The sequence below is a fragment of the Extensimonas vulgaris genome (assembly GCF_003337425.1).
GTDB lineage: Bacteria > Pseudomonadota > Gammaproteobacteria > Burkholderiales > Burkholderiaceae_C > Extensimonas > Extensimonas vulgaris.
In genome coordinates this window covers 1-26,863 of the sequence record NZ_QPJU01000011.1, presented here as the reverse complement: position 1 = coordinate 26,863, position 26,863 = coordinate 1, and the positions used below count along the sequence as shown (strand labels likewise).

34 protein-coding genes are annotated in these 26,863 nt (G+C 62.8%); 5 read left to right on the top strand and 29 right to left on the bottom strand.

The genetic code is table 11. The features are described 5' to 3' along the window. Positions 1–120: 120 nt before the first annotated feature. The gene (gene guaD, locus DFR45_RS12770) at positions 121–1,488 is read left to right on the top strand and encodes a guanine deaminase (RefSeq protein ID WP_114484155.1); all 1,368 of its coding nucleotides are present in this window, start codon (positions 121–123) and stop codon (positions 1,486–1,488) included. On the opposite strand, the gene htpG is transcribed toward guaD, so the two are convergent. Together htpG and tatC are read right to left on the bottom strand one after the other, a co-directional pair. After that, a complete protein-coding gene (htpG, locus tag DFR45_RS12765; RefSeq protein WP_114484154.1) occupies positions 1,449–3,407 on the bottom strand; it encodes a molecular chaperone HtpG in 1,959 nt (652 codons plus the stop codon). The genes guaD and htpG overlap by 40 nt on opposite strands. A gap of 223 nt (positions 3,408–3,630) precedes the next feature. Further along, complete coding sequence (tatC, locus tag DFR45_RS12760; protein WP_114484131.1) at positions 3,631–4,446, bottom strand: twin-arginine translocase subunit TatC; 816 nt, start codon at positions 4,444–4,446, stop codon at positions 3,631–3,633. 183 nt (positions 4,447–4,629) lie between these two features. On the opposite strand from tatC, the gene DFR45_RS14565 reads away from it, so the two are divergent. Next, positions 4,630–4,773 carry a hypothetical protein gene (locus DFR45_RS14565; RefSeq protein ID WP_158637015.1) on the top strand — a complete coding sequence of 48 codons (144 nt, stop codon included), beginning with the start codon at positions 4,630–4,632 and terminating at the stop codon, positions 4,771–4,773. A 32-nt stretch (positions 4,774–4,805) separates the two neighbouring features. Here DFR45_RS14565 and tatB read toward each other — a convergent pair whose 3' ends face one another. The 9 genes from tatB to galE all read right to left on the bottom strand — a co-directional run bounded on the left by tatB (position 4,806) and on the right by galE (position 10,464). After that, positions 4,806–5,264 carry a Sec-independent protein translocase protein TatB gene (gene tatB, locus DFR45_RS12755; RefSeq protein ID WP_114484130.1) on the bottom strand — a complete coding sequence of 153 codons (459 nt, stop codon included), beginning with the start codon at positions 5,262–5,264 and terminating at the stop codon, positions 4,806–4,808. Positions 5,265–5,332: 68 nt separating this feature from the next. Then, positions 5,333–5,575 (bottom strand): Sec-independent protein translocase subunit TatA, encoded by a 243-nt coding sequence (tatA, locus tag DFR45_RS12750; protein ID WP_114484129.1) that lies wholly within the window; start codon positions 5,573–5,575, stop codon positions 5,333–5,335. A 149-nt stretch (positions 5,576–5,724) separates the two neighbouring features. Beyond that, positions 5,725–6,093 carry a histidine triad nucleotide-binding protein gene (locus tag DFR45_RS12745; RefSeq protein ID WP_114484128.1) on the bottom strand — a complete coding sequence of 123 codons (369 nt, stop codon included), beginning with the start codon at positions 6,091–6,093 and terminating at the stop codon, positions 5,725–5,727. A 47-nt stretch (positions 6,094–6,140) separates the two neighbouring features. Continuing rightward, on the bottom strand, positions 6,141–7,202 hold the full coding sequence (locus DFR45_RS12740; RefSeq protein ID WP_114484127.1) for a patatin-like phospholipase family protein: 1,062 nt from the start codon (positions 7,200–7,202) through the stop codon (positions 6,141–6,143). 43 nt (positions 7,203–7,245) lie between these two features. After that, the gene (locus DFR45_RS12735) at positions 7,246–7,632 is read right to left on the bottom strand and encodes a DUF4870 family protein (protein WP_114484126.1); all 387 of its coding nucleotides are present in this window, start codon (positions 7,630–7,632) and stop codon (positions 7,246–7,248) included. A gap of 49 nt (positions 7,633–7,681) precedes the next feature. After that, positions 7,682–8,056, bottom strand: a complete 375-nt coding sequence (locus DFR45_RS12730) for a phosphoribosyl-ATP diphosphatase (protein WP_114484125.1) — start codon at positions 8,054–8,056, stop codon at positions 7,682–7,684. Then, positions 8,053–8,478: a phosphoribosyl-AMP cyclohydrolase gene (hisI, locus tag DFR45_RS12725; RefSeq protein WP_114484124.1), complete on the bottom strand. Its 426-nt coding sequence runs from the start codon at positions 8,476–8,478 to the stop codon at positions 8,053–8,055. Before hisI ends, DFR45_RS12730 begins: the two co-directional genes overlap by 4 nt. Positions 8,479–8,549: 71 nt before the next feature. Then, complete coding sequence (gene hisF, locus DFR45_RS12720) at positions 8,550–9,329, bottom strand: imidazole glycerol phosphate synthase subunit HisF (RefSeq protein WP_114484123.1); 780 nt, start codon at positions 9,327–9,329, stop codon at positions 8,550–8,552. Positions 9,330–9,456: 127 nt separating this feature from the next. After that, positions 9,457–10,464, bottom strand: a complete 1,008-nt coding sequence (gene galE, locus DFR45_RS12715) for a UDP-glucose 4-epimerase GalE (RefSeq protein WP_114484153.1) — start codon at positions 10,462–10,464, stop codon at positions 9,457–9,459. A gap of 253 nt (positions 10,465–10,717) precedes the next feature. On the opposite strand from galE, the gene DFR45_RS12710 reads away from it, so the two are divergent. Together DFR45_RS12710 and DFR45_RS14395 are read left to right on the top strand one after the other, a co-directional pair. Further along, positions 10,718–12,046, top strand: a complete 1,329-nt coding sequence (locus DFR45_RS12710; RefSeq protein WP_114484122.1) for a glycosyltransferase family 2 protein — start codon at positions 10,718–10,720, stop codon at positions 12,044–12,046. Continuing rightward, a complete protein-coding gene (locus DFR45_RS14395) occupies positions 12,031–12,987 on the top strand; it encodes a hypothetical protein (protein WP_144686967.1) in 957 nt (318 codons plus the stop codon). Before DFR45_RS12710 ends, DFR45_RS14395 begins: the two co-directional genes overlap by 16 nt. A gap of 69 nt (positions 12,988–13,056) precedes the next feature. Here the strand turns inward: DFR45_RS14395 and hisA are convergent, their stop codons facing one another. The 3 genes from hisA to hisB all read right to left on the bottom strand — a co-directional run bounded on the left by hisA (position 13,057) and on the right by hisB (position 15,179). Continuing rightward, the gene (gene hisA, locus DFR45_RS12705) at positions 13,057–13,794 is read right to left on the bottom strand and encodes a 1-(5-phosphoribosyl)-5-[(5-phosphoribosylamino)methylideneamino]imidazole-4-carboxamide isomerase (RefSeq protein ID WP_114484121.1); all 738 of its coding nucleotides are present in this window, start codon (positions 13,792–13,794) and stop codon (positions 13,057–13,059) included. Positions 13,795–13,855: 61 nt separating this feature from the next. After that, on the bottom strand, positions 13,856–14,524 hold the full coding sequence (gene hisH / locus DFR45_RS12700; RefSeq protein ID WP_114484120.1) for an imidazole glycerol phosphate synthase subunit HisH: 669 nt from the start codon (positions 14,522–14,524) through the stop codon (positions 13,856–13,858). A gap of 52 nt (positions 14,525–14,576) precedes the next feature. Next, positions 14,577–15,179 (bottom strand): imidazoleglycerol-phosphate dehydratase HisB, encoded by a 603-nt coding sequence (gene hisB / locus DFR45_RS12695; RefSeq protein ID WP_114484119.1) that lies wholly within the window; start codon positions 15,177–15,179, stop codon positions 14,577–14,579. A gap of 180 nt (positions 15,180–15,359) precedes the next feature. On the opposite strand from hisB, the gene hisC reads away from it, so the two are divergent. Continuing rightward, positions 15,360–16,433, top strand: coding sequence for a histidinol-phosphate transaminase (gene hisC, locus DFR45_RS12690; RefSeq protein WP_114484118.1), 1,074 nt, complete (start codon positions 15,360–15,362; stop codon positions 16,431–16,433). Positions 16,434–16,446: 13 nt separating this feature from the next. Here hisC and DFR45_RS12685 read toward each other — a convergent pair whose 3' ends face one another. From DFR45_RS12685 to DFR45_RS14600, 15 genes are all read right to left on the bottom strand, one after another. Further along, entirely contained in the window at positions 16,447–16,794 is a 348-nt protein-coding gene (locus DFR45_RS12685; protein ID WP_114484117.1) for a helix-turn-helix domain-containing protein, read from the bottom strand. Further along, positions 16,778–17,089, bottom strand: a complete 312-nt coding sequence (locus DFR45_RS12680; protein WP_114484116.1) for a type II toxin-antitoxin system RelE/ParE family toxin — start codon at positions 17,087–17,089, stop codon at positions 16,778–16,780. The genes DFR45_RS12685 and DFR45_RS12680 overlap by 17 nt, the downstream gene beginning before the upstream one ends. A gap of 71 nt (positions 17,090–17,160) precedes the next feature. Next, complete coding sequence (gene hisD / locus DFR45_RS12675; RefSeq protein WP_421782703.1) at positions 17,161–18,486, bottom strand: histidinol dehydrogenase; 1,326 nt, start codon at positions 18,484–18,486, stop codon at positions 17,161–17,163. Beyond that, positions 18,483–19,145 (bottom strand): ATP phosphoribosyltransferase, encoded by a 663-nt coding sequence (gene hisG / locus DFR45_RS12670; RefSeq protein WP_114484115.1) that lies wholly within the window; start codon positions 19,143–19,145, stop codon positions 18,483–18,485. The genes hisD and hisG overlap by 4 nt, the downstream gene beginning before the upstream one ends. Then, positions 19,142–20,416 (bottom strand): UDP-N-acetylglucosamine 1-carboxyvinyltransferase, encoded by a 1,275-nt coding sequence (gene murA, locus DFR45_RS12665; RefSeq protein WP_114484114.1) that lies wholly within the window; start codon positions 20,414–20,416, stop codon positions 19,142–19,144. Before murA ends, hisG begins: the two co-directional genes overlap by 4 nt. Positions 20,417–20,502: 86 nt before the next feature. Beyond that, a complete protein-coding gene (locus DFR45_RS12660) occupies positions 20,503–20,748 on the bottom strand; it encodes a BolA family protein (protein WP_114484113.1) in 246 nt (81 codons plus the stop codon). A gap of 19 nt (positions 20,749–20,767) precedes the next feature. After that, a complete protein-coding gene (locus DFR45_RS12655; protein WP_114484112.1) occupies positions 20,768–21,523 on the bottom strand; it encodes an ABC transporter permease in 756 nt (251 codons plus the stop codon). Then, positions 21,520–22,470 carry an ABC transporter ATP-binding protein gene (locus tag DFR45_RS12650; RefSeq protein ID WP_114484111.1) on the bottom strand — a complete coding sequence of 317 codons (951 nt, stop codon included), beginning with the start codon at positions 22,468–22,470 and terminating at the stop codon, positions 21,520–21,522. Before DFR45_RS12650 ends, DFR45_RS12655 begins: the two co-directional genes overlap by 4 nt. Positions 22,471–22,527: 57 nt before the next feature. Continuing rightward, entirely contained in the window at positions 22,528–22,848 is a 321-nt protein-coding gene (locus DFR45_RS12645) for an STAS domain-containing protein (protein ID WP_114484110.1), read from the bottom strand. After that, positions 22,826–23,467, bottom strand: a complete 642-nt coding sequence (locus DFR45_RS12640) for an MlaC/ttg2D family ABC transporter substrate-binding protein (protein ID WP_114484151.1) — start codon at positions 23,465–23,467, stop codon at positions 22,826–22,828. Before DFR45_RS12640 ends, DFR45_RS12645 begins: the two co-directional genes overlap by 23 nt. 56 nt (positions 23,468–23,523) lie before the next feature. After that, positions 23,524–24,258, bottom strand: coding sequence for an MlaA family lipoprotein (locus DFR45_RS12635; RefSeq protein ID WP_114484109.1), 735 nt, complete (start codon positions 24,256–24,258; stop codon positions 23,524–23,526). Beyond that, positions 24,255–24,743 (bottom strand): outer membrane lipid asymmetry maintenance protein MlaD, encoded by a 489-nt coding sequence (gene mlaD, locus DFR45_RS12630; RefSeq protein WP_114484108.1) that lies wholly within the window; start codon positions 24,741–24,743, stop codon positions 24,255–24,257. Before mlaD ends, DFR45_RS12635 begins: the two co-directional genes overlap by 4 nt. A gap of 216 nt (positions 24,744–24,959) precedes the next feature. Continuing rightward, positions 24,960–25,742, bottom strand: coding sequence for a lipid asymmetry maintenance ABC transporter permease subunit MlaE (gene mlaE, locus DFR45_RS12625; protein WP_114484107.1), 783 nt, complete (start codon positions 25,740–25,742; stop codon positions 24,960–24,962). After that, entirely contained in the window at positions 25,739–26,563 is an 825-nt protein-coding gene (locus DFR45_RS12620; protein ID WP_114484106.1) for an ABC transporter ATP-binding protein, read from the bottom strand. Before DFR45_RS12620 ends, mlaE begins: the two co-directional genes overlap by 4 nt. Before the next feature lie 95 nt (positions 26,564–26,658). Next, positions 26,659–26,863 (bottom strand): hypothetical protein (locus DFR45_RS14600; protein WP_211306510.1); only part of this gene is annotated, 205 nt, incomplete at its 5' end.

Below are 26,863 nucleotides of genomic sequence, written 5' to 3'. Positions count from 1 at the left end.
TCGCCTTTTGTGTAGATGTGGAAAGCGCCAGTAGCTACTAAATAAGTAGTATTTTGGCGCCGCCGTTGAGCGGCTTGTCACTTGGCGGGCCGACAACTTGCTACGCTTGCGGGCATGACCATGAAAGCGTACCGCGGTGCCTTGCTGTATTTCACCGGCCCTGGGCAGGCCCATTACGAATCCGACGGCTTGCTCGTCGTCGGCCCCGGCGAGACCGGTGCTGTCGATGCCGCCGGCGCTGAGTCCGCCACAGCCTGTCCGCGCGTGCTCGCCGTGGGCAGTTACGGCGCGCTGGCGCCGCGCTTTGCGCACGTGCCGACCACGCATTTTGCGGGCCGCATCCTCGCGCCGGGCTTCGTGGACATGCACATCCACTACCCGCAGACCGACGTGATCGGCGCGCCCGCCGAAGACCTGCTGTCCTGGCTTGAGCGCTACACCTTCCCGCACGAGGCGCGCTTTGCCGATCCTGCGCACTGCGCCGCGGTGGCCGAATTCTTCCTCGAGGAGCTGCTGCGCCACGGCGTGAGCACGGCGCTCACCTTTGCCACCTCGCATCCGGCCTCGGTCGATGCGCTGTTCGCAGCGGCGCAGCGCCGGCGCATGCGCCTCATCACCGGCAAGGTGCTGCAAGACAGGCATTCGCCCGAAGGCGTGCGCGACGACACCGTGCAAGGCCTGGTCGACACCGAGGCGCTGATCCAGCGCTGGCACGGCGTCGATCGGCTCGGTTATGCAATCACGCCGCGCTTCGCCCCCACGAGCACGCCTGCGCAACTGCGCGGCGCGGGCGAGCTCGCGGCGCGCTACCCGGACACGTGGGTCCAGTCGCACGTGGCGGAAAACGTGAACGAAGTGCGCTGGGCGCGCGAGCTGTTCCCTGCCGCGCGCAGCTACCTCGCGGTGTATGACGACTTCGGCCTGATGCGCGAGCGCGCCGTGTATGCGCACTGCATCCACCTCGACGCCGCCGACCGCGCGCTGCTGCGCCAGCGCCACACGGCCGCTGCCGTGTGCCCGAGCAGCAACCTGTTTCTCGGCAGCGGCTTTTTCGATTACGCCGCGGCCGAGCGCGCGGGCTTTCACTATGGTTTGGCAAGCGACGTGGGCGGCGGCACGGGCTTCAGCCCGTTTCACACCATGCTCGCGGCCTATTACGTGGCGCGCGAAGGCCAGACCAAGACGGGCCTGGGCCTCACGCCGCAGCAGCTGTGGTGGCAGCACACGGCAGGCGCCGCGCAGGCCTTGGGCCTCGCGGGCGTGGTCGGCAACCTGCAGCCGGGCTGCGAGGCCGACTTCCTCGTGCTCGACCCTGCCGCGACGCCGCTGCTCGCGCGCAAGACGGCGCAGGCGCAGAGCCTGGACGAGCTGCTGTTCGCGCTGATCGTGCTCGGTGACGATCGCGCGATCGAGCAGTGCTTCGTGGCAGGACAGGCTGCGAAATCGTCTCAGGCCCCCGCGAGCAGCGCGTTCACGCGGCGCACGTAAGCGGCCGGGTCTTCGGGCAGGCCGCCCTCGGCGAGCAGGGCCTGGTCGAAGAGGATGTGCGCGAGATCGTGGAAGTGCACCGAGCCGTCGAGCTTTTGGACGAGCGGGTGCTCGGGATTGACTTCGAGCACCGGTTTGACGTCAGGCACTTTCTGCCCCATCTGCTTGAGCAGGCGCGCCATTTGCGTGCTCATGCCGCCCTCTTTGACCACCAGGCACGCGGGCGAATCGACGAGGCGCGTGCTCACGCGCACGTCTTCGACTTCATTCTTGAGCGCCTCTTTGAGCTTGGCGAGCAGGGGCTTGAAGGCTTCGGCGGCTTCTTCGGCGGCTTTTTTCTCGGCCTCGTCCTGCAGCTTGCCCAGATCGGCCGCGCCCTTGGCCACCGATTGCAGCGGCGTGCCGTCGAATTCGGTCAGGTAGCCCAGCGCCCATTCGTCCACGCGGTCGGTCATCAAGAGCACTTCGATGCCTTTTTTCTTGAAGATTTCGAGCTGCGGGCTGTTCTTGGCGGCGTTCAGATTCTCGGCGGTGATGTAGTAGATGGCCTCCTGGCCTTCCTTCATGCGCGCTTTGTAGTCGGCCAAAGACACGCTCACCGTGTCGCTTTGCGTGCTTGCAAAGCGCAGCAAGCCGGCGATGCGCTCGCGGTTGGCAAAGTCCTCGCCCAGGCCTTCCTTCAGCACGGCGCCGAATTCGGCGTAGAACTGGCTGTATTTGCCTTCCTTGGCCTTGTCTTCGGGGCTGACTTCGGCGTCCGGCGCGTGTTTGTCATGCTTGGCCAGGTCTTCGAGCAGCGACAGGATGCGGCGCGTGTTGCCTTCGCGGATCGCGCGCACGTCGCGGCTTTCCTGCAGCAGCTCGCGGCTCACGTTGAGTGGCAGGTCGGCCGAGTCGATCACGCCCTTGACGAAACGCAGGTAGCCGGGCAGCAGCGCCTCGGCGTCGTCCATGATGAACACGCGCTTGACGTAGAGCCTGACGCCGCCTTTTTTGTCACGGTTCCACAGGTCGAACGGCGCCTTCGCGGGGATGTAGAGCAGCTGGATGTATTCGGTGCTGCCCTCGACGCGGTTGTGCGTCCAGGCCAGCGGGTTTTCGAAGTCGTGGCTGATGGCCTTGTAGAACTCCTGGTACTGCTCGTCGGTGATGTCCTTCTTGGGCCGCGTCCACAGGGCGCTCGCCTGGTTCACGGTTTCCCACTCGCCGGTCTTGACCATGCGGCCCGGATGGCGGCCGGCTTTTTCGTCGTTGGGGTCGATCGGTGCACCGTCTTGCCACTCCTCTTTTTCCATCAGGATGGGCAGTCCGATGTGGTCGGAGTATTTGCTGATGATGGACTTGAGCTTCCAGCCGTTGAGGTATTCCTGGGCGTCTTCGCGCAGGTGCAGGATCACGCTGGTGCCGCGCTGCGCGCGCGTGATCGGCTCGACCTCGAAGTCGCCCGTGCCGCGGCTCGTCCAGCGCACGCCCTGCTCGGGCGGCAGGCCCGCGCGGCGCGACTCCACGGTGATCTGGTCGGCCACGATGAAGCCCGAATAAAAGCCCACGCCGAACTGGCCGATGAGCTGCGCATCCTGCTTTTGGTCGCCCGAGAGGCGGTTCATGAACTCCTTGGTGCCGCTCTTGGCGATCGTTCCCAGGTGGTCTATGGCCTCTTGCGCGCTCATGCCGACGCCGTTGTCGGTGATCGTGATCGTCCGGGCCTCGGGGTCGAAGGACACGCGAATTTCGAGGTTCGGTGCGTCCTCATACAGAGCAGGGTTGTTCAGCGCTTCGAAGCGCAGCTTGTCGCATGCGTCGGAGGCGTTGGAGATCAGCTCGCGCAGGAAAATGTCTTTGTTCGAATACAGCGAGTGCGTGACCAGGTGCAGCAGCTGCGCCACTTCGGTCTGGAAAGACAAGGTTTGTTTGCTCATGGTGTGTGATCGCTTGGCCAGATTCTTGTTGGGAAAGGTCGCAAAAGTTGCGCAGGCCATCTTGGGACTGCGTCTGGAATTTCAAGCGTTTGGCAGACAGCCGGGATACGCTTGAATGCTACTCTAATGATAGCTGCTGAGGATTGATAAATAAGCGCTGGATGGCGATTTGGCAAGATTTTTTGCGCGCCATCGACGGGGGGCGCAAGCCGCCCCGCAAAGCTCAGGGCGAGGGCGCTTCGTTGGCTTTGTCGGCGCTTGCCTCGTGTGCCTCTGTGGCTGCGCGGTGGCGCTGCACGGAAAAGTGCGCGGCCCAGATGCCGAGCTCGTAGAGCAGACACATGGGCACGGCCAGCGCGAGCTGCGAGACCACGTCGGGCGGCGTCACGATGGCCGCGACGACGAAAGCCAGCACGACGAAGTAGCCGCGGAAGGACTTGAGCTTGTCCACCTCGACCACGCCCAGGTGCGCGAGCACGACGACGGCAATGGGTACCTCGAAGGCCAGTCCGAAGGCGAGAAACATGGTGAGCACGAAGCTCAGGTAAGCCTCGATGTCGGGCGCGGCAGTGATGCTTTTGGGCGCAAAGCTCTGGATGAAGCTGAACACCTTGCCGAAAACGAAGAAGTAGCAAAACGCCACGCCCACGAAGAACAGCACGGTGCTCGAGATCACGAGCGGCAGCACCAGGCGCTTTTCGTGCGCGTAAAGGCCCGGCGCGACGAAGGCCCAGAGCTGCCACAGCACCACGGGCAGCGCCAGCAAAAACGCCGCCATGAGCAGGATTTTGAGCGGCACCATGAAAGGCGAGATCACCGAGGTCGCGATCAGCGTCGCGCCATGCGGCAGGTGCGCGACCAGCGGGGCTGCAAGCAGGTCGTAGAGTGCGCCAGGGCCGGGGTAGAAAAACAGCACGGCCGCTGCGATGAGCACGGCAAGCATGGCCTTGATGAGCCGGTCGCGCAGCTCCATGAGGTGCTCGACGAAGGGCTGCTCGGTGCCGGCGAGCTCGTCTTCTGGGGGTGGGGTTGCGGACATGGTAGGTATCAGCGGAGGTCTGTGCGCCACGGTTTGTGGCAGGCCGTGGCGCGGCGGGGCCGCGCTGGCGAATATCCATTGGACTTACGCAAACTAGGAGCCTGTCGGACTTTGGACGTCGAAAGCGAGAATGCGCCCCAGCGAGGCCAGTTTTTGCCGGATTCGCCGCCCCATAGCGGGACTATGGGGCAAGAAGACGGTAAAAAATGGGCCGCTGCGGCGCTTTCGCAGCCGACGATTCCAAAGTCCGACAGGCTCCTAGGATGCAGCAAAGTGTTTTGCCAAAGGGCGCGTGCCTTGCCTGATCTTGATTTGCGTAAGTCGTGATCCATCAGCCAATGCGCGGCAATAGCGGAACGTCAGTGGAACTTCTTGGGCCGGTAGCGCGCCACGCGCGCCGCGCCTGACAGCGCCCGGGTGCGCACGCCGTTGCGTGCCTTGTACCACTGGGGGATGGCCGCGCGTTTGAGGCGCCAGTTCTTGCGCGGGTGCCGGTAGCTGGGGGGCGTGGCTGCCGACGCGGCGCCCGTGCCAGCGTCACCCTGCAAGGCGGCAAAATCTTGCTCCAGCGAGCGCACCGTGCCGTGGATGGACTGCTCGACCGAGTGCGCGGCCGTCTCCACTTGCGTCTTTAACTTCATGAGCTCTTCGAGCTCCATGGAGCGGTTGACCTCGGCCTTGACCTCGGCGACGTAGCGCTGCGCCTTGCCCAGCAGCGTGCCCACGGTGCGCGCCACGCGCGGGAGCTTTTCGGGGCCGATGACGATCAGCGCGACCGCGCCGATCAGCGCCATCTTGGAGAGGCCAATGTCGATCATGGCAGTTGCAAAGCGGCAGGCTCAGGGGCTGAGAGTTTTTCGGCCATGGGGAAAATGCGCGCAGCCGCTCAGCCCTTTTGTTTGGCTTGCACGTCTATGGTGGTGCTGGGCTCGGACGCAGCCTGTTGCGTCACCTGCGCGGCGGGAGGCGTGGCGGGCTGTTCGGGCGCGGCGCCGTCTTTCATGCCGTCTTTGAAGCCTTTGACGGCCTGGCCGAGGTCGGAGCCTATGTTTTTGAGCTTTTTGGTGCCGAACACCATGACGACGATCAGCAGCACGATCAGCCAGTGCCAGATGGAAAAGGAACCCATGAATCAACTCCTCGGAAAAACCCTTGCGGGGCGTGCGGCAAATGTACCTGCGCTGTGCGCGGGGCGTTGCACGGCGGCGGCCATTGTAGACAGCGGCCATGACGCTGCCCTGCAGCACCTGCACGCCCAACATGGGAAAGAGTGCAAGCTCAACCTTTGCGCCAGGGGCGCGGCCCGCCGATCACGTGCATATGTAGATGGTGCACTTCCTGCCCGCCGTCAAGCCCCGTGTTGATGACGATGCGAAAGCCGCCCTCGGGGTAGGGCCTGCAGCCTTGCTCCAGCGCCAGGCGCGGCGCGAGCGTCATCATGCGTCCGAGCAGCGGGGCATGGTCAGGCGTGAGCTGTGCCATCGAAGGAATGTGCTCCTTGGGCACCATCAGAAAATGGACGGGTGCCCAGGGGTGGATGTCGTGAAAGGCATAGATGCCCTCGTCTTCATAGACTTTTTTCGAGGGAATCTGGCCGGCGATGATCTTGCAAAAGATGCAGTTGGGGTCGTGCGAAAGGGTGTCCATGGTGCGGGTCTCCGTGCGGGGTGGCAGGTCGGCTCCGGTTTCGAGAGTCAGATATTTTCGGTGATCCGCATGCTCGCGCGCTGGCCCACGTCGGCGCGGTGTGCCGCGAGCCAGTCTTGCCCGGCCTCGCGCCCGAGGGTGAACAGCTTGCGCACCAGGCCCAAGTCAGCCCGCGACTTGCTCGTGGGGCCGAAGGCGTGCAGCAGCGCACCGCCGTCGATGTGGTGCATGCGCATGTCTTTGTAGCGGCGCGCATCGAGCCGCCCTTCGGCGAGCAGCCGGCGCACGAATTCGATGCTGCGCAGCTCGGCCAGCAGGCTCGCGTTGAAGGTGATGTCGTTCATGCGTTCGACGATCTCTGGCACGGTGTCGGGCAGCTCGGGGTGCTCCATGGGGTTGATCTGCACGAGCAGGGTGTCGCAGCACTCGGTCTGATAGACCAGCGGGTGCAGCGCGGGATTGCCCGAAAAGCCGCCGTCCCAGTAATACTCGCCCTCGATCTGCACGGCCTGGAACAACAGCGGCAGGCAGGCCGAGGCCATCACGGCGTCGGCGCTCAGGCGCTTGCCGTGAAAAATCTCGCCGCGCCCCGTGCGCACGTTGGTCGCGCACACGAAGACCTTGGGCACCTGCGCCGAGCGCGTGGCGCGCAGCAGCTCGAAATCGACCTCGCGCTCGAGCAGGCGGCGCAGCGGGTTGAAGTCGAGCGGGTTGGTCTGGTAGGGCGAGAGCCACTGGCTCATCATGCCCAGCAGCGGTTTGGAGCTCAGCAGCGGCGCCGCGAACAGCGTGCCCACGGTGCCCACGCCCTCCCAGAAGCGGCTGAGCGTTGCGCGCGCCATCGCGCAACCGGCGGCGTGCGCGTCCTGCGCGTCGCGGTGCTCGCGTGCGGCCTGCGCAAAGCCGTGCGCGACGGCCACGGCGTTCATCGCGCCGGCGCTGGTGCCGCTGATGCCGTCGAAGTCCCATTGCCCGTCTGCTAGCAAGGCGTCGAGCACGCCCCAGGTGAACGCGCCGTGCGAGCCGCCGCCCTGCAGCCCGAGGTTCAGCGGCTGGCGCGCCGCGTTGCGCGCAGGGGCGCTGGTGGCGGGGTCTTCGGGTGCGGGCATGGCGCAGTCGCTGTAAAAAAGGAGGGTGTCGGTGCGTTGCCGTTCAGACCGCGATCGCGCGGTTTTGGTTCATCGCGATCATGCCGCGCACGATGCGGTAGAGGAACCAGATCGAAATCAGCGCCCAGGCGAGCATGCCGGGGATCAGAAAAAAGAGCCACAGCGGCGCCGTAATGATGTAAAGAATGCCCGCCCAGAGCACGGTGCGGATGCGCCAGAGGTAGTGGCTCTCTTGCCAGGTGCCCGCGGCGTCGCTTTGCTTCACGAGGTCGATGATGAGCGCGATGATGAGCAGCGCCGCGCCCGGCTGCGCGCCCGGAATCACCGCGCCGAGCGCGACGATCAGGTGCAGCACGTAGCTCACCCAGCCCCAGGCCTTGAGGCCCTCGGCACGTTCTTCGTCCGACTGTACGTCGATGATGTCGTTCATGCTGTTTATCTCCAGTTGGGCGCGCTTGCCGCCGCAAGCGCCGGGGCCGTCACACCGGGCGCGCGGCTTTTTCTGCGATGCCGCTCAGGCCCTCGCGGCGCGCGAGTTCGGCGAGCACCGCGTCGGGGGTGAGCCCGAAATGCGCGAGCGCGACCAGGCAGTGGAACCACAAGTCGGCCACTTCATAGACGATTTTTGCGCGCTCGGCACCATGCTGCGCGTCTTTCGCAGCCATGACCACTTCGGTGGCCTCTTCGCCGATTTTTTTCAAAAAAGCGTCAGGCCCCTTGTGCAGCAGGCGCGCGACGTAGCTCTTTTCGGGGTCGCCGCCGTGCGCGGGCTTGCGGCTTTCGATCACGGCGGCAAGGCGCGCGAGGATGTCCGCGGCGGCTTGCGCATCGGGCGGGAGAGTGGGGGTGTTCATGCTTTGGGGTCGTGGTAAATCGAAGCCGGGTCTTTGAGCACGGGCTCCACCGCGCGCCATTGGCCATGGTGCAATTGCTGGAAGAAGCAGCTGTGGCGGCCCGTGTGGCAGGCGATGCCGGGATCGTGGCCTTGCTGCGTGACCTGCAGCAGGATGACGTCGTTGTCGCAGTCGAGGCGGATGTCGTGCACGGTCTGCACGTGGCCCGATTCTTCGCCCTTGAACCACAGCTTGCCGCGCGAGCGGCTGAAATACACGGCGCGGCCCAGTTCCGCCGTTTTTTGCAGCGCCTCGCGGTTCATCCAGGCGAACATCAGCACGTCGCCCGTGCCGCGCTCCTGCGCGATCACGGGCACCAGGCCCTGCGCGTCCCAGCGCACGGCGTCGAGCCAGTTCGGGGAGGAGTCGTCCGTGTTCGTCATGGCAGTTCGTTTGCTTTCTGAAAGAGTAGCTGCTTGCGCTTTATGGATAAGCGCTAGAGGCCAAAAACGCTTCAAATTCGCACGGGAATCCCGCGCGCGGCCATGCAGGCCTTGGCCTGCGCGATGGTGAATTCGCCGTAATGGAAGATGCTCGCCGCGAGCACTGCGTCGGCGCCGCCGATCTGGATGCCGTCGGCCAGGTGTTCGAGCTGGCCCACGCCGCCCGAGGCGATCACGGGCACGTCCACGGCATCGCTCACGGCGCGCGTGAGCTCCAGGTCGAACCCGGCCTTGGTGCCGTCGCGGTCCATGCTCGTGAGCAGAATTTCGCCCGCGCCCGCCTCGGCCATGCGGCGCGCCCAGGCGACGGCGTCGAGCCCGGTATTTTTGCGCCCGCCGTGGCTGTACACGTCCCAGCCTTCGCCGCGGTCGAGCAGGTCGTTGCCGAAGCGGCGCTTGGCGTCTATGGCCACGACGATGCACTGTGCGCCGTACTTGTGCGATGCGTCGGCGATCACCTGCGGATTCGCGATCGCCGCGGAGTTGAAGCTGACCTTGTCGGCGCCGGCGTTGAGCAGGCGGCGCACGTCCTCCACGGTGCGCACGCCGCCGCCCACGGTGAGCGGGATGAAAACCTGGCTGGCCACGGCTTCGATAATGTGCAGGATCAGGTCGCGCCCGTCGCTCGTGGCTGTGATGTCGAGAAACGTGAGCTCATCGGCGCCCTGGTCGTTGTAGCGCGCGGCAATCTCCACCGGGTCGCCCGCGTCGCGCAGTTCGACAAAGTTGACGCCCTTGACCACGCGGCCACCGGTCACGTCCAGGCAGGGAATGATGCGTTTGGCGAGCATGAGAAAGCAACAGGGAAAAGTAAATCAGAAGCCGCGCAAGATACCACGGCGCGCGCGCCTGCACTGGGCGCGGGCACGCAGGCGATCGGGCAATCAGCGGTCTGTCGACAATCGACGCGATGCGCCCTCAGGCACTTTGCGCCGCGCCGCTTTGCCAGCGCCACAGGTCGGCGCACATGCGGTCGAGGTCGCGCTGCGCGCGCCAGCCCAGCAGCTGCTCGGCCAGCGAAGCATCGGCCCAGTATTGAGCGAGATCGCCCGGGCGGCGTGCCACGATGCGGTAGGGGATGGGGCGGCCGCTTGCGCGCTCGAAGCTGCGCACCATGTCGAGCACCGAAGCGGGCCGCCCCGTGCCCAGGTTCACCGTGAGCAGCCCAGGATGCGTTTGCAGGTAGCGCAGCGCCGCCACATGGCCCTCGGCCAGGTCCATCACGTGGATGTAGTCGCGCACGCCGGTGCCGTCGGGCGTGGGGTAGTCGTTGCCATAGACGCTCAAGGCTTCCCGCTGACCCGTGGCCACCTGCGCGATGTAGGGCGACAGGTTGTTCGGCACGTCCTGCGGGTCTTCGCCGATCAGGCCGCTTTCGTGCGCGCCCACGGGGTTGAAGTAGCGCAGCCGCGCAATGCGCCATTGGCCCGGCTCGGCCTGGTCGAGGTCTGCGAGCATTCGCTCGACCATGAACTTGCTCCAGCCGTAAGGGTTGGTCGCCGAAAGGGGGAAGTCTTCGCGCAGCGGCTGCACGGCCGATTCGGCGTACACCGTGGCCGAAGACGAAAACACCAGCGTGCGCACTTCAGCCGCCTGCATGGCTTGCAGCAGGGTCAGGCTGCCGGCAACGTTGTTGTCGTAATAGCGCAGCGGCTCGCGCACCGACTCGCCCACGGCCTTGAGTCCAGCGAAGTGGATCACCGCGCTGATCGGATGCTCGGAAAAGAGGCGTTGCAATAGCGCCACATCACGCACATCGCCTTCGATGAATGCCGGCGCTGCGCCCGTGATGCGCGCCAGGCGGTCGAGCACCGAGCGGCGGCTGTTACAAAAATTGTCGAGGATGAGATACTGCATACCGGCTTCGGCCAGCGCTACGCAGGTGTGTGAGCCGATGAAGCCGGCGCCGCCGGTGACGAGGATCACAAGTTGCCTTTCTTGCTTGGGGTGCATTCGGATAGTTGCCATGCATGGCAAACGTCTTGATGGAAAAGCATATTTTATGAATTCTAGCCGGTTTTGTTTTGAGAATAGATAAATGTGTAAAGGTTCAGGTCTCGTTGCGAATGCATGGTACTTTGATGACGCGGGCGTTGCTGCCGCCTAGCCTTGTTTTTATTTTGTGGCTTTGTTTTTGTCAGGGCGAGATGTTTTGTGATGCGGCTGGAGATTTTAATTTATGAACGAGAAAAAATTAAAACCAGGGAAAAGTTTTTATTTTTCGGTATTTTTGAAATATTGTGTCATGTTGCTCGTAAGTCTGCTTTGGGCGATATTTTCGTACATTTTGGCGAAGCGTTGGATTGACGATCTTTCATTTTTGATCGGAAATTTTGCTGCCCATTTCATTATATTTGGCATTGCGATAATTCCTGGGTGGATGAATGCTTTTTTATTGGTCGGGCTTCTATTAGATAGAAGGCCGCCAAAAAAGAAGATGGAAAAATACCCGCCCTTGAGTATTTTGGTGGCTGCGTATAATGAAGAAAATACAATAGCAAGTACTATAGAGAGTATTGCGAAGCAAGATTATCCAGGGGAGTTGCAGGTAATTGTTATCAATGATGGTTCAAGCGATGGAACGCTGGAAAAAGTCCGGGCTTTGAATTATCCCTGGCTCGAGGTGATAGACCAACGACCCAACCGCGGAAAAGCGGCAGCCCTGAATGCTGGGCTAGAGCGCGTGCGCTATGGGTTGGTTGTGACGTTAGATGCTGATTCCTATCTTTATCGCAATGCACTTGTTAACTTGGTGGGGCGTTATTTGAGTGATCCTCCAAATACAGCCGCGGTTGCTGGTAGTGTCTTGGTGCGTAATTCCCGTCTCAATTGGGTGACAAAAATCCAAGAATGGGATTATTTTAATGGCATTGCCGCCATAAAGCGAGTGCAAAGTCTGTTGCAGGGGACATTGGTTGCGCAAGGGGCTTTTTCAATTTACCGTACCGATGTGTTGCGAGATGTCGGCGGCTGGAAGGAGTGTGTCGGTGAAGATATCGTGCTCACCTGGGCGCTATTGGAGCGAGGTTGGCGTGTAGGCTATTGTGAAGATGCCTGTGCCTTTACGAATGCGCCAACAACACTCAGGCAGTTTATAAAACAAAGGCAAAGATGGTCGCGTGGATTGATAGAGGCATTCAAGCATCATTGGCGGTTGCTTTTCCATTCGCGGATGAGTGTTGTATTTATTTGGTGGAATCTCTTATTTCCTTACATTGATTTCGTCTACACGGCGGTTTTTTTGCCTGGCGTTGTTTTGGCTTTTTTTGGTGTTTACTGGATAGCGGGCCCAATGACTCTGGTTGTTTTGCCTTTGGCGATGTTGATTAATTATGTGATGTATACTGTTCAGGTGCAGATGTTTCGTAGCCAGGGATTGAAAGTTCGGCGTAATTTGTTGGGATTTGTGATATACGCGCTCTTGTATGGTGCAATATTGCAACCGGCCTGTCTTGCGGGGTATTTTATGGAATTATTCAAGGTGCAAAAAAGATGGGGGACAAAATGATGATGCGCATGATTTCGCGAATTTCTGTAGGCCTTCTTTTTTCCATTTATTCTTTTGGCTTCGCCGCTGAGCCTTTTGTGTCTTCGAATGTAGTTGCCAGCGAGGATACTGATCACAATCGTGTGCGCGGTGTCATGCTTGGGGTGGGGGTACGCACCAGTCCTGATGACGATTACGATAAATTTGGCATTCGGCATGGCATGTATCAGTTTTCCGCCCCCGGATTCAGTCTGCATGGCAATGCAGATGTTTTTTTTGGCGCTCGTACCCTCGAATTGGACTCTGGTCGCAAGATAAAAGCCGAAGCTGAATTGGGGCAAATTCGATTAAGTGATGAGAAATCTCACGCCATTGGTGCAGCCCAAATTAGTGCCGATTTGCAGGGGGTGAATTATGAGTTACGCTTCGAACGCAATATTGTAGACTCGGAAAACTCACTGCGTAATGGTGTGACATATAATGCCACTACTGTCGCGCTCGATTACCCTGTATCTGAGCGTCTGAATGTTGCAGGCGTGTTGGGGTGGATCGATTTCTCGGATAACAACAATCGTCCTTTGGGGCGGATGAAGTTGAGTTATGTCGTATCTGAAGAGCAGGGGCTCGCCGCCTATGTCCGGGGGAGGTTGTATCGTGACAGTAATGCATATTCTGGAAATTATTTTTCTCCAGAGCATTATGCCGAGTATCTTTTAGGTGCCAGTGTGCGGCGCCGTATTCCTGCACTTCGAGGTGTTTTGAGCGCTTATGCGGAATACGGGCAGGAGCGCGTGGATGGAAGCAATTCGTCGGTTTACGCTTGGCAAATCCGATATCAAAGTGTGATTCAACAGCCATTGCGAATGGACGTTTCGGTAGGCCGGCAAACTACCGCCGGGACGGGCGGCGGTCCGGGGTATCGATATCAGTATGCAAGAGCAGACTTCATCATTCCCTTTTAGCCATACAGGCTTTGTGCTCAAGGAGTAGGCCACGGCTGAAGAAAAGGCCCGCCGTTCTGGGGCGCTACGTCAACTCAGCGCATCCGCGCGCGCCTGCGCCGCGGCGAAGTCGAGCGCGCCGGTGTAGATCGCGCGGCCGCAGATCACGCCTTCGATGCCTTCGTCCTGCACGGCGCAGAGCTTTTCGATGTCGTCCATGCCGCTCAGGCCGCCCGAGGCGATCACGGGGATGGTGAGCGCCTGCGCGAGCTTGACGGTGGCCTCGATGTTGATGCCCGTGAGCATGCCGTCGCGGCCGATGTCGGTGTAGATGATGGATTCGACGCCCCAGTCCTCGAACTTTTTCGCCAGATCGACGACTTCATGGCCCGTGAGCTTGCTCCAGCCGTCGGTGGCAACCTTGCCGTCCTTGGCATCGAGTCCGACGATGATGTGGCCGCCGAAGGCGCTGCAGGCGTCGCGCAGAAAGCCCGGGTTTTTCACTGCCGCGGTGCCGATGATGACGTAGCGCAGGCCGCCGTCTATGTATTTTTCGATGGTGTCGAGGTCGCGGATGCCGCCGCCCAGTTGCACGGGCACCTCGTCGCCCACTTCCTTGAGGATGGCTTTGATCGCGGCGTAGTTTTTGGGCGCACCGGCAAAGGCGCCGTTCAAGTCCACCAGGTGCAGGCGCCGCGCGCCCAGATCGACCCACTTGCGCGCCATCGCGGCAGGGTCTTCGCCGAAGGTGGTGGATTGGTCCATGTCGCCTTGTACGAGGCGCACGCAGTGGCCGTCTTTGAGGTCAATGGCGGGGATGAGCAGCATGGTGGAGCAGGAAGGCTAGGGCCGAAAAAGGGCAGGGTAGGAGAGAGAAACGAGGAAAAGCTCAGGGATTCCAGTGCAGGAAGTTGCGGTACAGCGCCAGGCCGTGCTGGGCGCTCTTTTCCGGGTGGAATTGCGTGGCAAAAATGTTGTCGCGTGCGATGGCCGAGGCAAAGAAGCCGCCGTAATCGGTTTCGCCCGCGCAGTGGCGTGCGTCCTGCGGCAGCGCGTAAAAGCTGTGCACGAAGTAAAAATAACTTTCATCGGGGATGCCCGCCCACAGCGGGTGCACGCGGCCGCCGGACGCTGTTTGGCGCACCTGGTTCCAGCCCATTTGCGGCACTTTGTAGCGGCTGCCGTCGGGCTGGCGCTGGCCCGCGAGCGCGAACTTGCGCACCACGCCCGGGATCAGGCCCAGGCCCGGCGTGTCGCCCTCGGCGCTGTGCTCGAGCAGCATCTGCATGCCCACGCACACGCCGAACAGCGGCTTGCTGGCCGCGGCTTCGAGCACCGAGGCGCGCAGGCCCGAGTCCTGCAACTCGCGCATGCAGTCGGGCATCGCGCCCTGGCCCGGCAGCACCACGCGCTGCGCCGCGCGCACTTCCTCGGGGCGCGCGGTGACTTGCACCGTCCAGCCGCTGCCTTGCGCTGCCGCCTGCACGGCCTGCGAGACGGAGCGCAGGTTGCCCATGCCGTAGTCCACCACGGCGACGGTGTTTGCTTTCGTATTCATAGCTGCTTACGCTGGTGTATCAAGCGCTAGGGGCCGATTTGCTTAAAAAATTTCAGAGCGCGCCCTTGGTCGAGGGAATGCTGTCCGCGGCGCGCGCATCGTGCTCGAGCGCGGCGCGTAGCGCGCGCGCAAAGGCCTTGAAAATCGTCTCGCACTGGTGGTGCGCGTTCACGCCCTTGAGGTTGTCGATGTGCAGCGTCACGCCCGCGTGGTTCACGAAGCCCTGGAAGAACTCGAACACCAGCTGCGTGTCGAGCTGGCCCAGCGTGGCGCGCGTGAACTGCACGTCCATGTGCAGCCCGGGGCGGCCCGAAAAATCGACCACCACGCGGCTCAGCGCCTCGTCGAGCGGCACGTAGGCGTGGCCGTAGCGGCGTATGCCCTTCTTGTCGCCCACGGCGCGTGCCATGGCCTGGCCCAGCGTAATGCCAATGTCCTCGACCGTGTGGTGGCCGTCGATGTGCAGATCGCCCTGGCAGGCAACGTCCAGGTCGATGAGGCCATGGCGCGCGATCTGCTCGAGCATGTGGTCCAGAAAGCCGATGCCGCTGTGCAGGCTCGACTGGCCGCTGCCGTCGAGGTTCACGCGGACGGTGATTTGGGTCTCCAGGGTGCGGCGGGTGACTTCGGCTTGCCGCGGTTCGGGGCTGGTCATGCGAAAAGTTCAAGAAAAAACCGGGCCATGATAGCATTCGAGCCCCACAAAATGTGGCCTTTCCCGGCGCGGGCGCTGGCCCATCCGTTGCGCGCAGGCCGCGCCCGCTGCGGCAGCGCAGCAGCGGGCGTTACGAGCTGCTGCCTGGCCGCCGTCATTCACTTCCTGCCTGTTTTTCCCATGAGCCGATTCTGGAGCGCCGTCGTCCACGGCCTGACCCCTTACGTTCCGGGCGAACAACCCAAGCTGGCCGACCTCGTCAAGCTCAACACCAACGAGCACCCCTACGGCCCCTCGCCGCGTGCGCTCGAGGCCATACGCGCGGCCACCGACGACAGCCTGCGCCTGTACCCCGACCCGAATGCCGACGCGCTCAAGGCCGCGCTCGCGCAGCGCTACGGCGTGCAGGCGAATCAGGTCTTCGTCGGCAACGGCTCGGACGAAGTGCTCGCCCACGCTTTCATGGCGCTGCTGCACCACGAGCGCCCGCTGTGGTTCCCCGACATCACGTATTCGTTCTACCCCGTGTATTGCCAGCTCTACGGCATCGCGCACCGGGCGGTGCCGTTGGCCGACGACTTTGCGCTGCGCGCCGAAGATTACCTGCCGCGCGGCGCAGAGCGCGCTGGCGCCATCGTTTTTGCCAACCCCAACGCGCCCACGGGCCGCCTGCTTGCGCTCGCCGACGTGGAGCGCATCGTCGCCGCGAACCCCGACGCCGTGGTGCTCGTCGATGAGGCCTACATCGACTTTGGCGGGCAAAGCGCCGTGCCCCTCGTGCAGCGCTACCCGAACCTGCTCGTGGTGCACACCTTCTCCAAGAGCCGCGCGCTCGCCGGTCTGCGCGTGGGCTACGCCATCGGGCAGGCGCCGCTGATCGAAGGGCTGGAGCGCGTAAAAAACAGCTTCAATTCCTACCCGCTGGATCGCCTGGCGCTGGCCGGCGCGCTGGCTTCGGTGCAGGACGAGGCGCATTTTCAGGAAAGCTGCCGCAAAGTCATCGCCACGCGCACGGCGCTGGTCGAGCGCCTGGGCGCGCTGGGCTTCGAGGTGCTGCCCTCGGCCGCCAACTTCATTTTCGCGCGCCACCCCGAGCACGACGCCGCACAACTCGCCGCCGCGTTGCGTGAGCGCGCCATCATCGTGCGCCATTTCAAGCAGCCACGCATCGCGCAGTTCCTGCGCATCACGATTGGGACGAATGCGCAGTGCGAGCGATTGGTGGGGGCGCTGGGGGAGATTTTGGCGGGGTGAGGGTGTCAGCCATTCAGGTTTTGGAGTCGCTGGTCGCGAAGTCGGCGCTGTGCGTAGCCACGGCGAGCAAAGCTTTGGGGTTGGTGCGCGCGATAGCCAAAAGAGTGCGCGCAGCGCCGCTGGGTTGTTTGCGTCCTTGCTCCCAACCTTGCAATGTGCGTACTGAAACACCTAGCAGCGCGGCAAACTGCGATTGCGAAAGCCCGGTTTTTTTGCGGGCCTCCATCACAGGGGATGAAACGACGCGCACTTGGCCGGCTTTCATTTGCTGCACGGCTTCCAGCAGCTCAGCCGCCAGATCTCGCTCGGCTTCGTAGGCGCTGAGTTCCTGGTCAGAAAGGGGCTTATTCTTCGAGGGCACGGCAAATTTCCTTCAGCTTGGGGCCGGTGAGGTTGTCGGTTTTGGCTTTGGCATACAGCGTCAGCAAGACGACTTCCCCTGCCGAGGTGCGCGTGAAATAGATCACCCGCACGCCACCAGACTTGCCTGACCCTGCACGCGACCAGCGCACCTTGCGAATGCCGCCCGACTCCGGAACCACGTCGCCGGCCATGGGATGCGCTGCAATGTAGGCGGCGAACGCGCCTCTTTCCTCTTCCGTCCAATAGAGCGGCCATTGGCGCTGGAACAGAAGCGTTTCAACCACCGTCAACATGGGGAAATCATACTCCCAAGGAGTATCTTCGTGGCGGTGGCAATGGTGCGAGAACGCGCAAGCTCTGCCAGTCACCCCACCCGCAGCCGCGCCGCCTCGGCATGCGCGTGCAGGCCCTCGCCCTCGGCCAGCACCTGCGCGATGTGGCCGAGTTTTTGTGCGCCGGCCTGGCTGACGGCGATCAGGCTGCTGCGTTTTTGGAAGTCGTACACGCTCAAGGGGCTTGAAAAGCGCGCCGTGCCGCTCGTGGGCAGGACGTGGTTGGGGCCGGCGCAGTAGTCGCCCAGCGATTCGCTGGTGTAGGCACCCAAAAAGATGGCGCCGGCGTGCTTGAGTAGCGGCTCCCAGCGCTGCGGCTCGCGGCTGCTGACTTCGAGGTGCTCGGGCGCGATGCGGTTGGCGATCTCGCAAGCCTCTTGCATGCTGCGCGTGTGGATCAGCGCGCCGCGGTTCGTGAGGCTCTTGGCGATGATCTCGGCGCGCGGCATGCTGGGCAGCAGCCGGTTGATGGCGGCCTGCACGGCGTCGAGGTAGGCGGCGTCGGGGCTCAGCAAAATGGATTGCGCGAGCTCGTCGTGCTCGGCCTGGCTGAACAAGTCCATCGCCACCCAGTCGGGCGGCGTGCTGCCGTCGGCGAGCACCAGAATTTCCGACGGGCCCGCGATCATGTCGATGCCGACCTGGCCGAACACGTGCTTTTTCGCGCTCGCGACGTAGGCGTTGCCGGGGCCGGTGATCTTGTCCACCTTGGGGACGGTGGCGGTGCCGTAAGCGAGCGCGGCCACGGCCTGCGCGCCGCCGATGGTGAAGGCGCGCGTCACGCCGGCCACGTGCGCGGCGGCCAGCACCAGCGGGTTTTTGGCGCCGCGCGGTGTGGGCACGACCATGATGATCTCGCCCACGCCGGCCACATGCGCGGGGATGGCGTTCATCAGCACGCTGCTCGGGTAGGCTGCCTTGCCGCCAGGCACGTAGATGCCCACGCGGTCGAGCGGCGTGACTTTCTGGCCCAGCAGGGTGCCGTCTTCGTCCACGTAGGTGGCGGTTTCGCCGCCTTGCTGCTTTTGCCAGGCGTGGTAGCGGCGGATGCGCGCGGCGGCTTGCTGCAGCGCGTCGCGCTGCGCGGCGGGCAGGGCGTCGAAGGCAGCCGCAAGTTCGCCTGCTTGCAGCTCCAGCGCGGTGAGGCTTTCGGCCTGCACGCCGTCGAAGCGCGCGGTGTAGTCGAGCACGGCCACGTCGCCGCGCGCGCGCACGTCGGCGAGGATGTCTTGGACGCGCTGCTCGATCGCGTCGTCCTGCGCTGCGCTCCAGTGCAGGCGCGCCGCGAGTTTGGCATCAAATTGGCCGTCAGCGCTGGATAGACGTGCGGGAGTAGCTCTCAAATCGATACTTGTCATGCAGCCTCCGGCGTTTTTTCGGCGGCATTCACGGCGCTGGCAAAGGCGTCCATGATGCGGCGCAGCGGTGCTTGCTTGAGCTTGAGCGCAGCCTGGTTGACCACGAGGCGCGCGCTGATGTCCATGATGCGCTCGACCTCGACCAGCTGGTTCGCCTTGAGCGTGTTGCCGGTGCTGACCAGATCGACGATGGCGTCGGCAAGGCCGGTCAGCGGCGCGAGTTCCATGCTGCCGTAGAGCTTGACCATATCGACGTGCACGCCCTTGGCGGCGAAGAATTCGCGCGCGATGGTGGTGTATTTGGTCGCCACCTTGAGGCGCGCGCCCTGGCGCACGGCCTGCGCGTAGTCGAAGTCGGCGCGCACGGCCACGCTCACGCGGCAGCGCGCGATGCGCAGGTCGAGCGGCTGATAGATGCCCGTGCCGCCGTGCTCGATCAGCGTGTCCTTGCCCGTCACGCCGAGGTCGGCGCCGCCGTATTCGACGTAGGTGGGCACGTCGGTCGCGCGCACCAGCACCACGCGCACGTCGGGCTGGTTGGTGGGCAGAATGAGCTTGCGCGATTTTTCCGGGTCTTCGAGCACCGTGATGCCCGCTGCGGCGAGCAGCGGCAGGGTTTCTTCGAAGATGCGTCCTTTGGACAATGCCAGTGTGATCACTTGAGCCTCTCGATGTCGGCGCCCAGGCCGCGCAGTTTGGTTTCCATGCTGTCGTAGCCGCGGTCCAGGTGGTAGATGCGATCGACCAGCGTTTCGCCCTCGGCCACGAGGCCCGCGATCACCAGGCTGGCCGAGGCGCGCAGGTCGGTGGCCATCACGGTGGCGCCCGAGAGGCGCTGCGCGCCTTCGACCACGGCCACTTTGCCGTCGGTCTGGATGCGTGCGCCCAGGCGTTGCAGCTCGTTCACGTGCATGAAGCGGTTTTCGAAAATGGTTTCCGCCACCGTCGCCGTGCCTTGTGCGATGCAGTTGAGCGCCATGAACTGCGCCTGCATGTCGGTCGGAAAGCCCGGGTATTCGGTGGTGCGAAAGCTCTGCGCCTTGAGCTGGGCGCCGCCCGCGCTCTGGATGCGGATGCCGTCGGCCGCGGCCTCGACCCAGGCACCGGCATCGCGCAGCTTGTCGATCACGGCGTCGAGGTGGTCGGCGCGCCCGTGGCGCAGCAGCGCCTCGCCGCCCGTTGCGGCCACGGCGCATAAAAAGGTGCCGGCTTCGATGCGGTCGGGCACTACGTGGTGCGTGCAGCCGTGCAGCGCCTCGACGCCGCGGATGCGGATGCGGCTCGTGCCGTGGCCGTCGATCTGCGCGCCCATGGCGATCAGCATCTCGGCCAGGTCGGTGACTTCGGGCTCCTGCGCGGCGTTTTCGAGCACGGTTTCGCCCTCGGCCAGCGTCGCGGCCATGAGCAGGTTTTCGGTGCCGGTCACCGTGACCATGTCAGTGGTGATGCGCGCGCCGTGCAGCCGCCTGCGGCCGGGCTGCAGCTTGGCGAGGATATAGCCGTGCTCGACCACGATGTGCGCGCCCATGGCCTGCAGGCCCTTGATGTGCTGATCGACGGGGCGCGAGCCTATGGCGCAACCGCCCGGCAGCGACACCGTGGCTTCGCCAAAGCGTGCGAGCAGCGGGCCCAGCGCGAGCACCGAGGCGCGCATGGTCTTGACCAGCTCGTAAGGCGCCTCGGGAGTGATGGGCCCTGCAGCATGAAAGCCCATGCCGCCACGCGCGCCGTGCGTTTCGGTGCGCACGCCCATGTGGTCGAGCAGCCGGCGCATGGTGGCCACGTCCTGCAGGCGCGGCACGTTGACCAGGCGCACGGGCTCGGGCGTGAGCAGCGCCGCGCACATTTCGGGCAGCGCGGCGTTCTTCGCGCCCGAGATGGGCACTTCGCCGTGCAGACGCCGCCCGCCGCGGATCAGGAGTTTGTCCATGCGAATCGCCAAAAATAAGGGTGAAATTGGCCTCTAGCGCAGATGTATCAAGCGCAAGCAGCTATGAATAATGGAGCATTGGAAATTCAGCCGCCGGCCTGCTGCGCCCATTCGGCAGGCGTGTAGGTCTTCATCGACAGCGCGTGCACCTCGTCGGTGTGGATTTTGCTGCCCAGCGTGGCATAGACGCGCTGGTGGCGCTGGATGGGGCGCAGGCCCTCGAAGGCGGGCGAGACGATGGTGGCAAACCAGTGGCGGCCATCGCCTTCGAGCGCGATGTGTTCGCACGGCAGCTGGGCGGCGATCAGGGCTTTGAGTTCGTCGGCGGTCATGGTGCGTTCAGCAAAAAAGTCAGTAGCGGATTTTGTAGCCCGTGCGCAGCAGGTGGATGGCCAGCGCGCTCACGAGCAGCCAGGCCGTGCCCACGATGCCCAAGCTCAGCCAGGGCGAGACGTCGCTCTGCCCGAAAAAGCCGTAGCGAAAGCCATCGATCATGTAGAAAAACGGGTTCAGGTGGCTCACTTGTTGCCAGAACGGCGGCAGCGAATGGATCGAATAAAACACGCCCGAGAGAAAAGTCATGGGCATGACGATGAAGTTCTGGAACACCGCCATCTGGTCGAACTTGTCGGCCCACAACCCCGCGATCAGGCCCAGCGTGCCCAACAGTGCCGCCCCGAGCAGCGCGAACACGCCGATCCAGACGGGGGCGGAAAACTCGGGCCGCGCAAACACCAGCGTGCAGACGAACACGCCCAGCCCCACCACGAGCCCGCGCACCACCGACGAGCCCACGTAGGCCACGAACCAGGCCCAGTGCGACAGCGGCGTGAGCAGGATGAACACCAAGTTGCCCATGATCTTGCTTTGCACCAGGCTCGAAGAGCTGTTCGCAAAGGCGTTTTGCAGCAAGCTCATCATCACGAGGCCGGGTATCAAAAAAGCCGTGTAGCTCAGCCGGTCATAGACGCGCACGTGGTTTTCGAGCACGTGGCTGAAAATCAGCAGGTACAGCACGGCCGTGAGCACCGGCGCCGCCACGGTCTGGAAGCTCACCTTCCAAAAACGCAGCACTTCTTTGTAAAACAGGGTTTGCCAGCCGGTCATGCTGCCACCTCGGTGCGCTCGATGCGTTCTGGTTGCGGAAGGGGCGATGCCGTGGCCATCACGTGCAAAAACACGTCCTCGAGGTCGGGGCGGCGGATTTCGAGGTCCTGCACATCGACGTGCGCTGCGCGCAGGGTGGCGAGGTGGCGTTCGATCTCGAGTGCATCGTGCGCGGGCAACTGCACGATGCGGCCCGTGACGCGCGCGAGCGCGGCGAGCTCGGCAGGCAGGGCCGAGTCGGTCTTGAACTGCAGCACGTTGCCGGACGCCGTCTTGAGCAGCGCACTCGTGCGGTCGAGCGCCACGACTTGTCCATTCTTGAGCATGGCGATGCGTCCGCACAGGGCTTCGGCTTCTTCGAGATAGTGTGTGGTCAGCAGCACCGTGTGGCCTTCCTGGTTCAGGCGCGCGATGAACTGCCACAGCGTCTGGCGCAACTCCACATCGACACCCGCGGTCGGCTCGTCGAGCACGATGATGGGCGGGCGGTGCACCAGCGCCAGCGCCACCAGCACGCGGCGCTTCATGCCCCCCGAGAGCTGGCGCATGTTGGCCTGCGCCTTGTCTGCGAGGCCCAGGTGGTACAGCAGCTCGTCGATCCAGGCGTCGTTGTGGCGAATGCCGAAGTACCCGGACTGAAAGCGCAGGGCTTCACGCACGCTGAAAAACGGGTCGAACACGAGCTCCTGCGGCACCACGCCGAGCTTGCGCCGGGCCGCGGCAAATTCGCTTTGCGTGTCGCTGCCCTGCACGAGCACGCGCCCGCTGCTGGCGCGCGCGAGCCCCGCGAGGATGCTGATGAGCGTGGTTTTGCCCGCCCCATTGGGGCCGAGCAGGCCAAAGAATTCGCCTTCTTCGATGTCGAAGCTGACGTTATCAAGGGCTTGAAAGGGGCCTTTGGCCGTGGCAAAGGTTTTGGAGACGGCTTGGAAAGAGACTGCAGGCATAAGGGCGCGAGATTTTACGGCCGTCGCTGCGTGGTTGCAGCGGCGGCAAGGGCGCGCTCAAGCTGCCGGCAGCAGCACATCGACGCCGTAGAGCTTGGACATGCCGCCAAGCGCTGCCGGCAGATTTTTGACCGCGAAGGATTTGCCTCGTGCCAGCGCTTCGCGTCGGCATTCGAGCAGCACGGCAAGCGCCGACGTGTCGAACGCCGCAAGTGCGCTCGCATCCACCACGATTTGCGGTGCAGCAACTTGATCCAGTTTTTGCTCGAGCGCACGCAGGCAGGCGCTGGCTTCACGGTGCGTGAGCGTGGCAGGCAGTGCAAGCGAAGGCGTCGCACCTGCGGCTTGCGCTTCCTCAGCTCTTGGCGGCGGCTTCATTGCTCTTGTTGCGGGCGGCCAGCGCCTCGATCAAACCATCGATGCCGCGGGCGTTGATTTCCTGGGCGAATTGGGTGCGGTAAGTTTCCACCATCCACACCCCCATCACGTTGAGGTTGTAGATCTTCCAGCCCGAGGGGGTTTTTTCGAGGCGATAGTCGAGCTGGATCGGGTCGCCGTGACCGATGATCTCGGTGCGCACCAGCACATCCTTGTCTTCGGGCGCGGCACGCATCGGTTTCACGCGCACGGTTTGATCGGTGACTTGCGTGAGCGCGCCGGCATAAGTGCGCACGAGCAAAATTTTGAACTCTTCCTGCAAGCGCTGCTGCTGTTCAGGGGTCGCTTGGCGCCATGCCGGCCCGACGGCTGCCGCCATCATGCGGCGGAAATTCACGTGCGGCATGATCACCTTGTCCACGAGGGCAATGATGCGATTGATGTCGCCTGCACGTATGGCCTTGTCGGTGCGCAAGGTTTCGAGCACCTCGTTCGAGAGGCGCTGCACCATGGCATCGGGTGTCTCCTCGGGAGCGGCGGCCATGCCTGTCCTGGCCCAGGCAATGGAGCTCGTACAAAGCAGCACTGCCATACGGCTGAAATGACGTCGATTCATCATGGGCATTTCCTTTTTATACGCGATGGTTGCTATCGGGGTATCGCAGGGGCGAGCCCTCACTCTTCGGGTTCAGGCGGCAAACGGCCCTCATCGCTACTGCCTTCGTCGGCGCCGGTTTTTTGCGCGCGCTTGGCACGCATTTGCAGGTAGGCATCGCGTGTGAAGGTGTATTTGTCGAGTGCCGCGCCTTCAATCACATCACCGGCGTTCAGCAGGCTTGCGCGCGTATCCACGATGCGCAGTGCATACAGCATGTTCCGGTCGGACACAGGGTCAACCTGGCGCGCGAGGTCGCCGTACCAGTCGGCGGGTAGCCCTGCCGTGTCGCGCACCGTGGAGGGGCCGAGGAAAGGCAGCACCAGGTACGGCCCCGAAGGCACGCCCCAGCGCGCCAGCGTCAGACCGAAATCCTGCTTGCTGCGCTCTATGCGCATCTCGGACGCAATGTCCAGCACGCCGCCAAAACCGAAAAAAGTGTTGACATTGAATCGCACCAGGCTGTTGAGCGCCTGCTCGCCGCGCAGCTGTAAGACGTTGTTCACGAACGACCAGGCGTCGCCCAGGTTACCGAAAAAGTTGTTGACGCCGGTGCGCACGGGCGAGGGCAGCACGTCGGTGTAGGCCGTGGCCACGGGTTTGAGCACCGCTTTGTCCACGGCTTCATTGAACGAGGTCATGCTCCGGTTGAACGGCTCGAGCGGGTCACGCGGATCCGCCGTAGGGCCAGTAGCGCAGCCCCCAAGAATGCAAGAGCTCAGAGCGAAAGCCGTAAAGCGCAGGGGCGGATTCATTTCTTTGCTCCCGATTCAGTTGCAGAGCCGCTCTCGGCGGCCTTGCTGTAGAGAAGTTGACCGATCAGGTTTTCGAGCACAAGAGCCGATTGCGTGGCGGTGATGGTGTCGCCTTCAGCCAGATTTTGTTCGTCGGCGCCTGGTTCTATGCCTACGTACTGCTCGCCAAGCAAGCCGCTCGTGAGGATTTTCAAGGAACTGTCTTTGGGAAAAGCGTATCGTTTTTCGAGTTCCAGTGTCACTTTTGCCTGGTAAGTTTTGTCGTCGAAGGCGATTGCCACCACTTTTCCCACCGAAACCCCCGAGCTTTTGACGGCCGCCTTGGGTTTGAGCGTGCCAATATTGTCGAATTTTGCCGTGACCCGATAGCCGGCCTGAAAACTCAAAGCCAAGAGGTTAGCGGTCTGTAGCGCCAGAAATACCAGCGCAGCAGCGCCGAGCATGACAAAAAAACCGACCCACACATCATTTTTGGTTCGTTGCATACTTTTTTCTTTCTTCTTTCGAACGGCTCGAAATCGGGATGCCCAATGGAGCATCTAGTGTAGTGTTCGACGCTATCTGCGACATAAAACCGCGTCTTTTCGGCCTGGGCCGCGTTGCAAATCCTCGCGATACCACCCGGTATCGCTGCGGTTTGCGCCTTGCCCAGACCAAAAATCCATCGGTTTTATTTGTCGCATCAAGCATCAAACACTACACTAGACGCTGAACATCACCGCGGTGAGCAGGAAGTCCAGCCCCAGCACCGCGAGCGAGGCCATGACCACGGTGCGCGTCGTTGCGCGCGAAACCCCTTCCGGAGTAGGCTTGGCCGTATATCCCTGCAGCAAGGCGACAAAAGTAACAGTGAATGCAAATACCACGCTTTTGATGATGCTGTTGCCAAGGTCGCTGAATACGTCCACTCCACCTTGCATTTGGCTCCAAAATGGGCCTTCATCGAGACCGATCATCACCACCGCCACCAGCCAGCCGCCGATCACACCTACTGCATTGAAAACCAGACTCAGCACGGGCATTGCAATGATGCCGGCCCAAAATCGCGGCGCCAAGATATAGCGCACCGGGTCGACCGCCATCATCTCCATCGCACTGAGTTGCTCGCCCGCGCGCATCAGGCCGATCTCGGCCGTGAGCGACGTCCCCGCCCGCCCCGCAAACAGCAAGGCCGTAATCACAGGGCCCAGCTCGCGTAGCAGACTCAAGGCGACCAACTGCCCCAACGCGGCCGTCGAGCCAAAATCCTCCAGGGTGTAGTACCCCTGCAGCGCCATCACGAAACCCACGAACAAACCCGAAACGGCAATGATGGACAACGAATAGTTGCCCAAAAAGTGCACCTGATCGCGCACCAATGCAGGGCGTCGCAGCGCGGCCGGGAACAAGGCGATCAGCCGCGCAAAAAGGCGCGCGCCAGCCCCTATATCGGCCAACTTGCGCCGGGTGGCAAAACCTACGTCGGCCGGTTTCCACCAACTCATCGAACTCTCCCTTGAGGCGGCCCGAAATCCTCCTCGATATTCGGCGCCGGGTAATGAAAAGGCACGGGGCCCGAAGGCAAGGCATTGACGAACTGGTGTACCAAAGGATCAGGACTGTTGCGCACCTCATCGGGCGTGCCTTCGGCAGCTACCGTGCCCGGGCCGAGAATAATCACATGGTCCGCCAGCGCGAAGGTTGCCTCGAGATCGTGCGAGACCAGGAGCGTCGTCAGGCCCATGGCGTCATTGAGTTGTCGGATCAATTGCGACGAAGTGCCGAGCGAAATCGGGTCGAGACCTGAAAAAGGCTCGTCATACATCACCAACTCAGGGTCGAGTGCCACAGCCCGCGCGAGCGCCACACGCCGCGCCATCCCGCCAGAAATTTGGCTCGGCATGAGATCACGTGCGCCGCGCAAGCCCACCGCATGCAGCTTCATGAGCACGATGTCACGGATCAACTCATCGGGCAGGTCGGTATGCTCGCGCAAGGGAAATGCAACGTTCTCAAACACATTCTGGTCCGTGAACAGGGCGCCGAACTGAAACAGCATACCCATGCGCCTGCGTGCTTGGTACAGATCGCGTCGGTCCATACGGCCTACGTCGTGACCATCGAAAAGCACCTCGCCTTTTTGTGCCCGCTCCTGTCCGCCGATCAGGCGCAGCACGGTGGTCTTGCCGCCGCCCGATGCGCCCATCAGGGCCGTAACCTTGCCGCGCGGCACGCGCAGCGACAAGTCGCGCAGGATGAGCCGCTCCCCATAGCCAAAGCTGACACGGCGGAGTTCAACGAGAGAAGATGGGGCGGCAGGTTCCATGGCCAAAAATGAGAAAGCCGGATCAAGCCGGCTCGACCGATCATAAAGGAATAAGCCTAGCGCAGCGAACGGAGGCCTCGAATCTGCCAAGAACCCTATTTTTCTCGTTGCCCTTGCGCAAGCGCCAGAATTTCGGCATACAATCCGCCTCCCCATTTATTGCGCCCCCGGCGGCTAGCTGCGCGGTAGGTGCGAGAGAAGGGGGGAAGAAGGAAGAGAAAGGCGTAGGCGGCGCGAGATCCCCTGCACTTTAGTCGGAAAACTTCTTGCGGGCTGACAAAAAAGCCTGCTACAATGCGC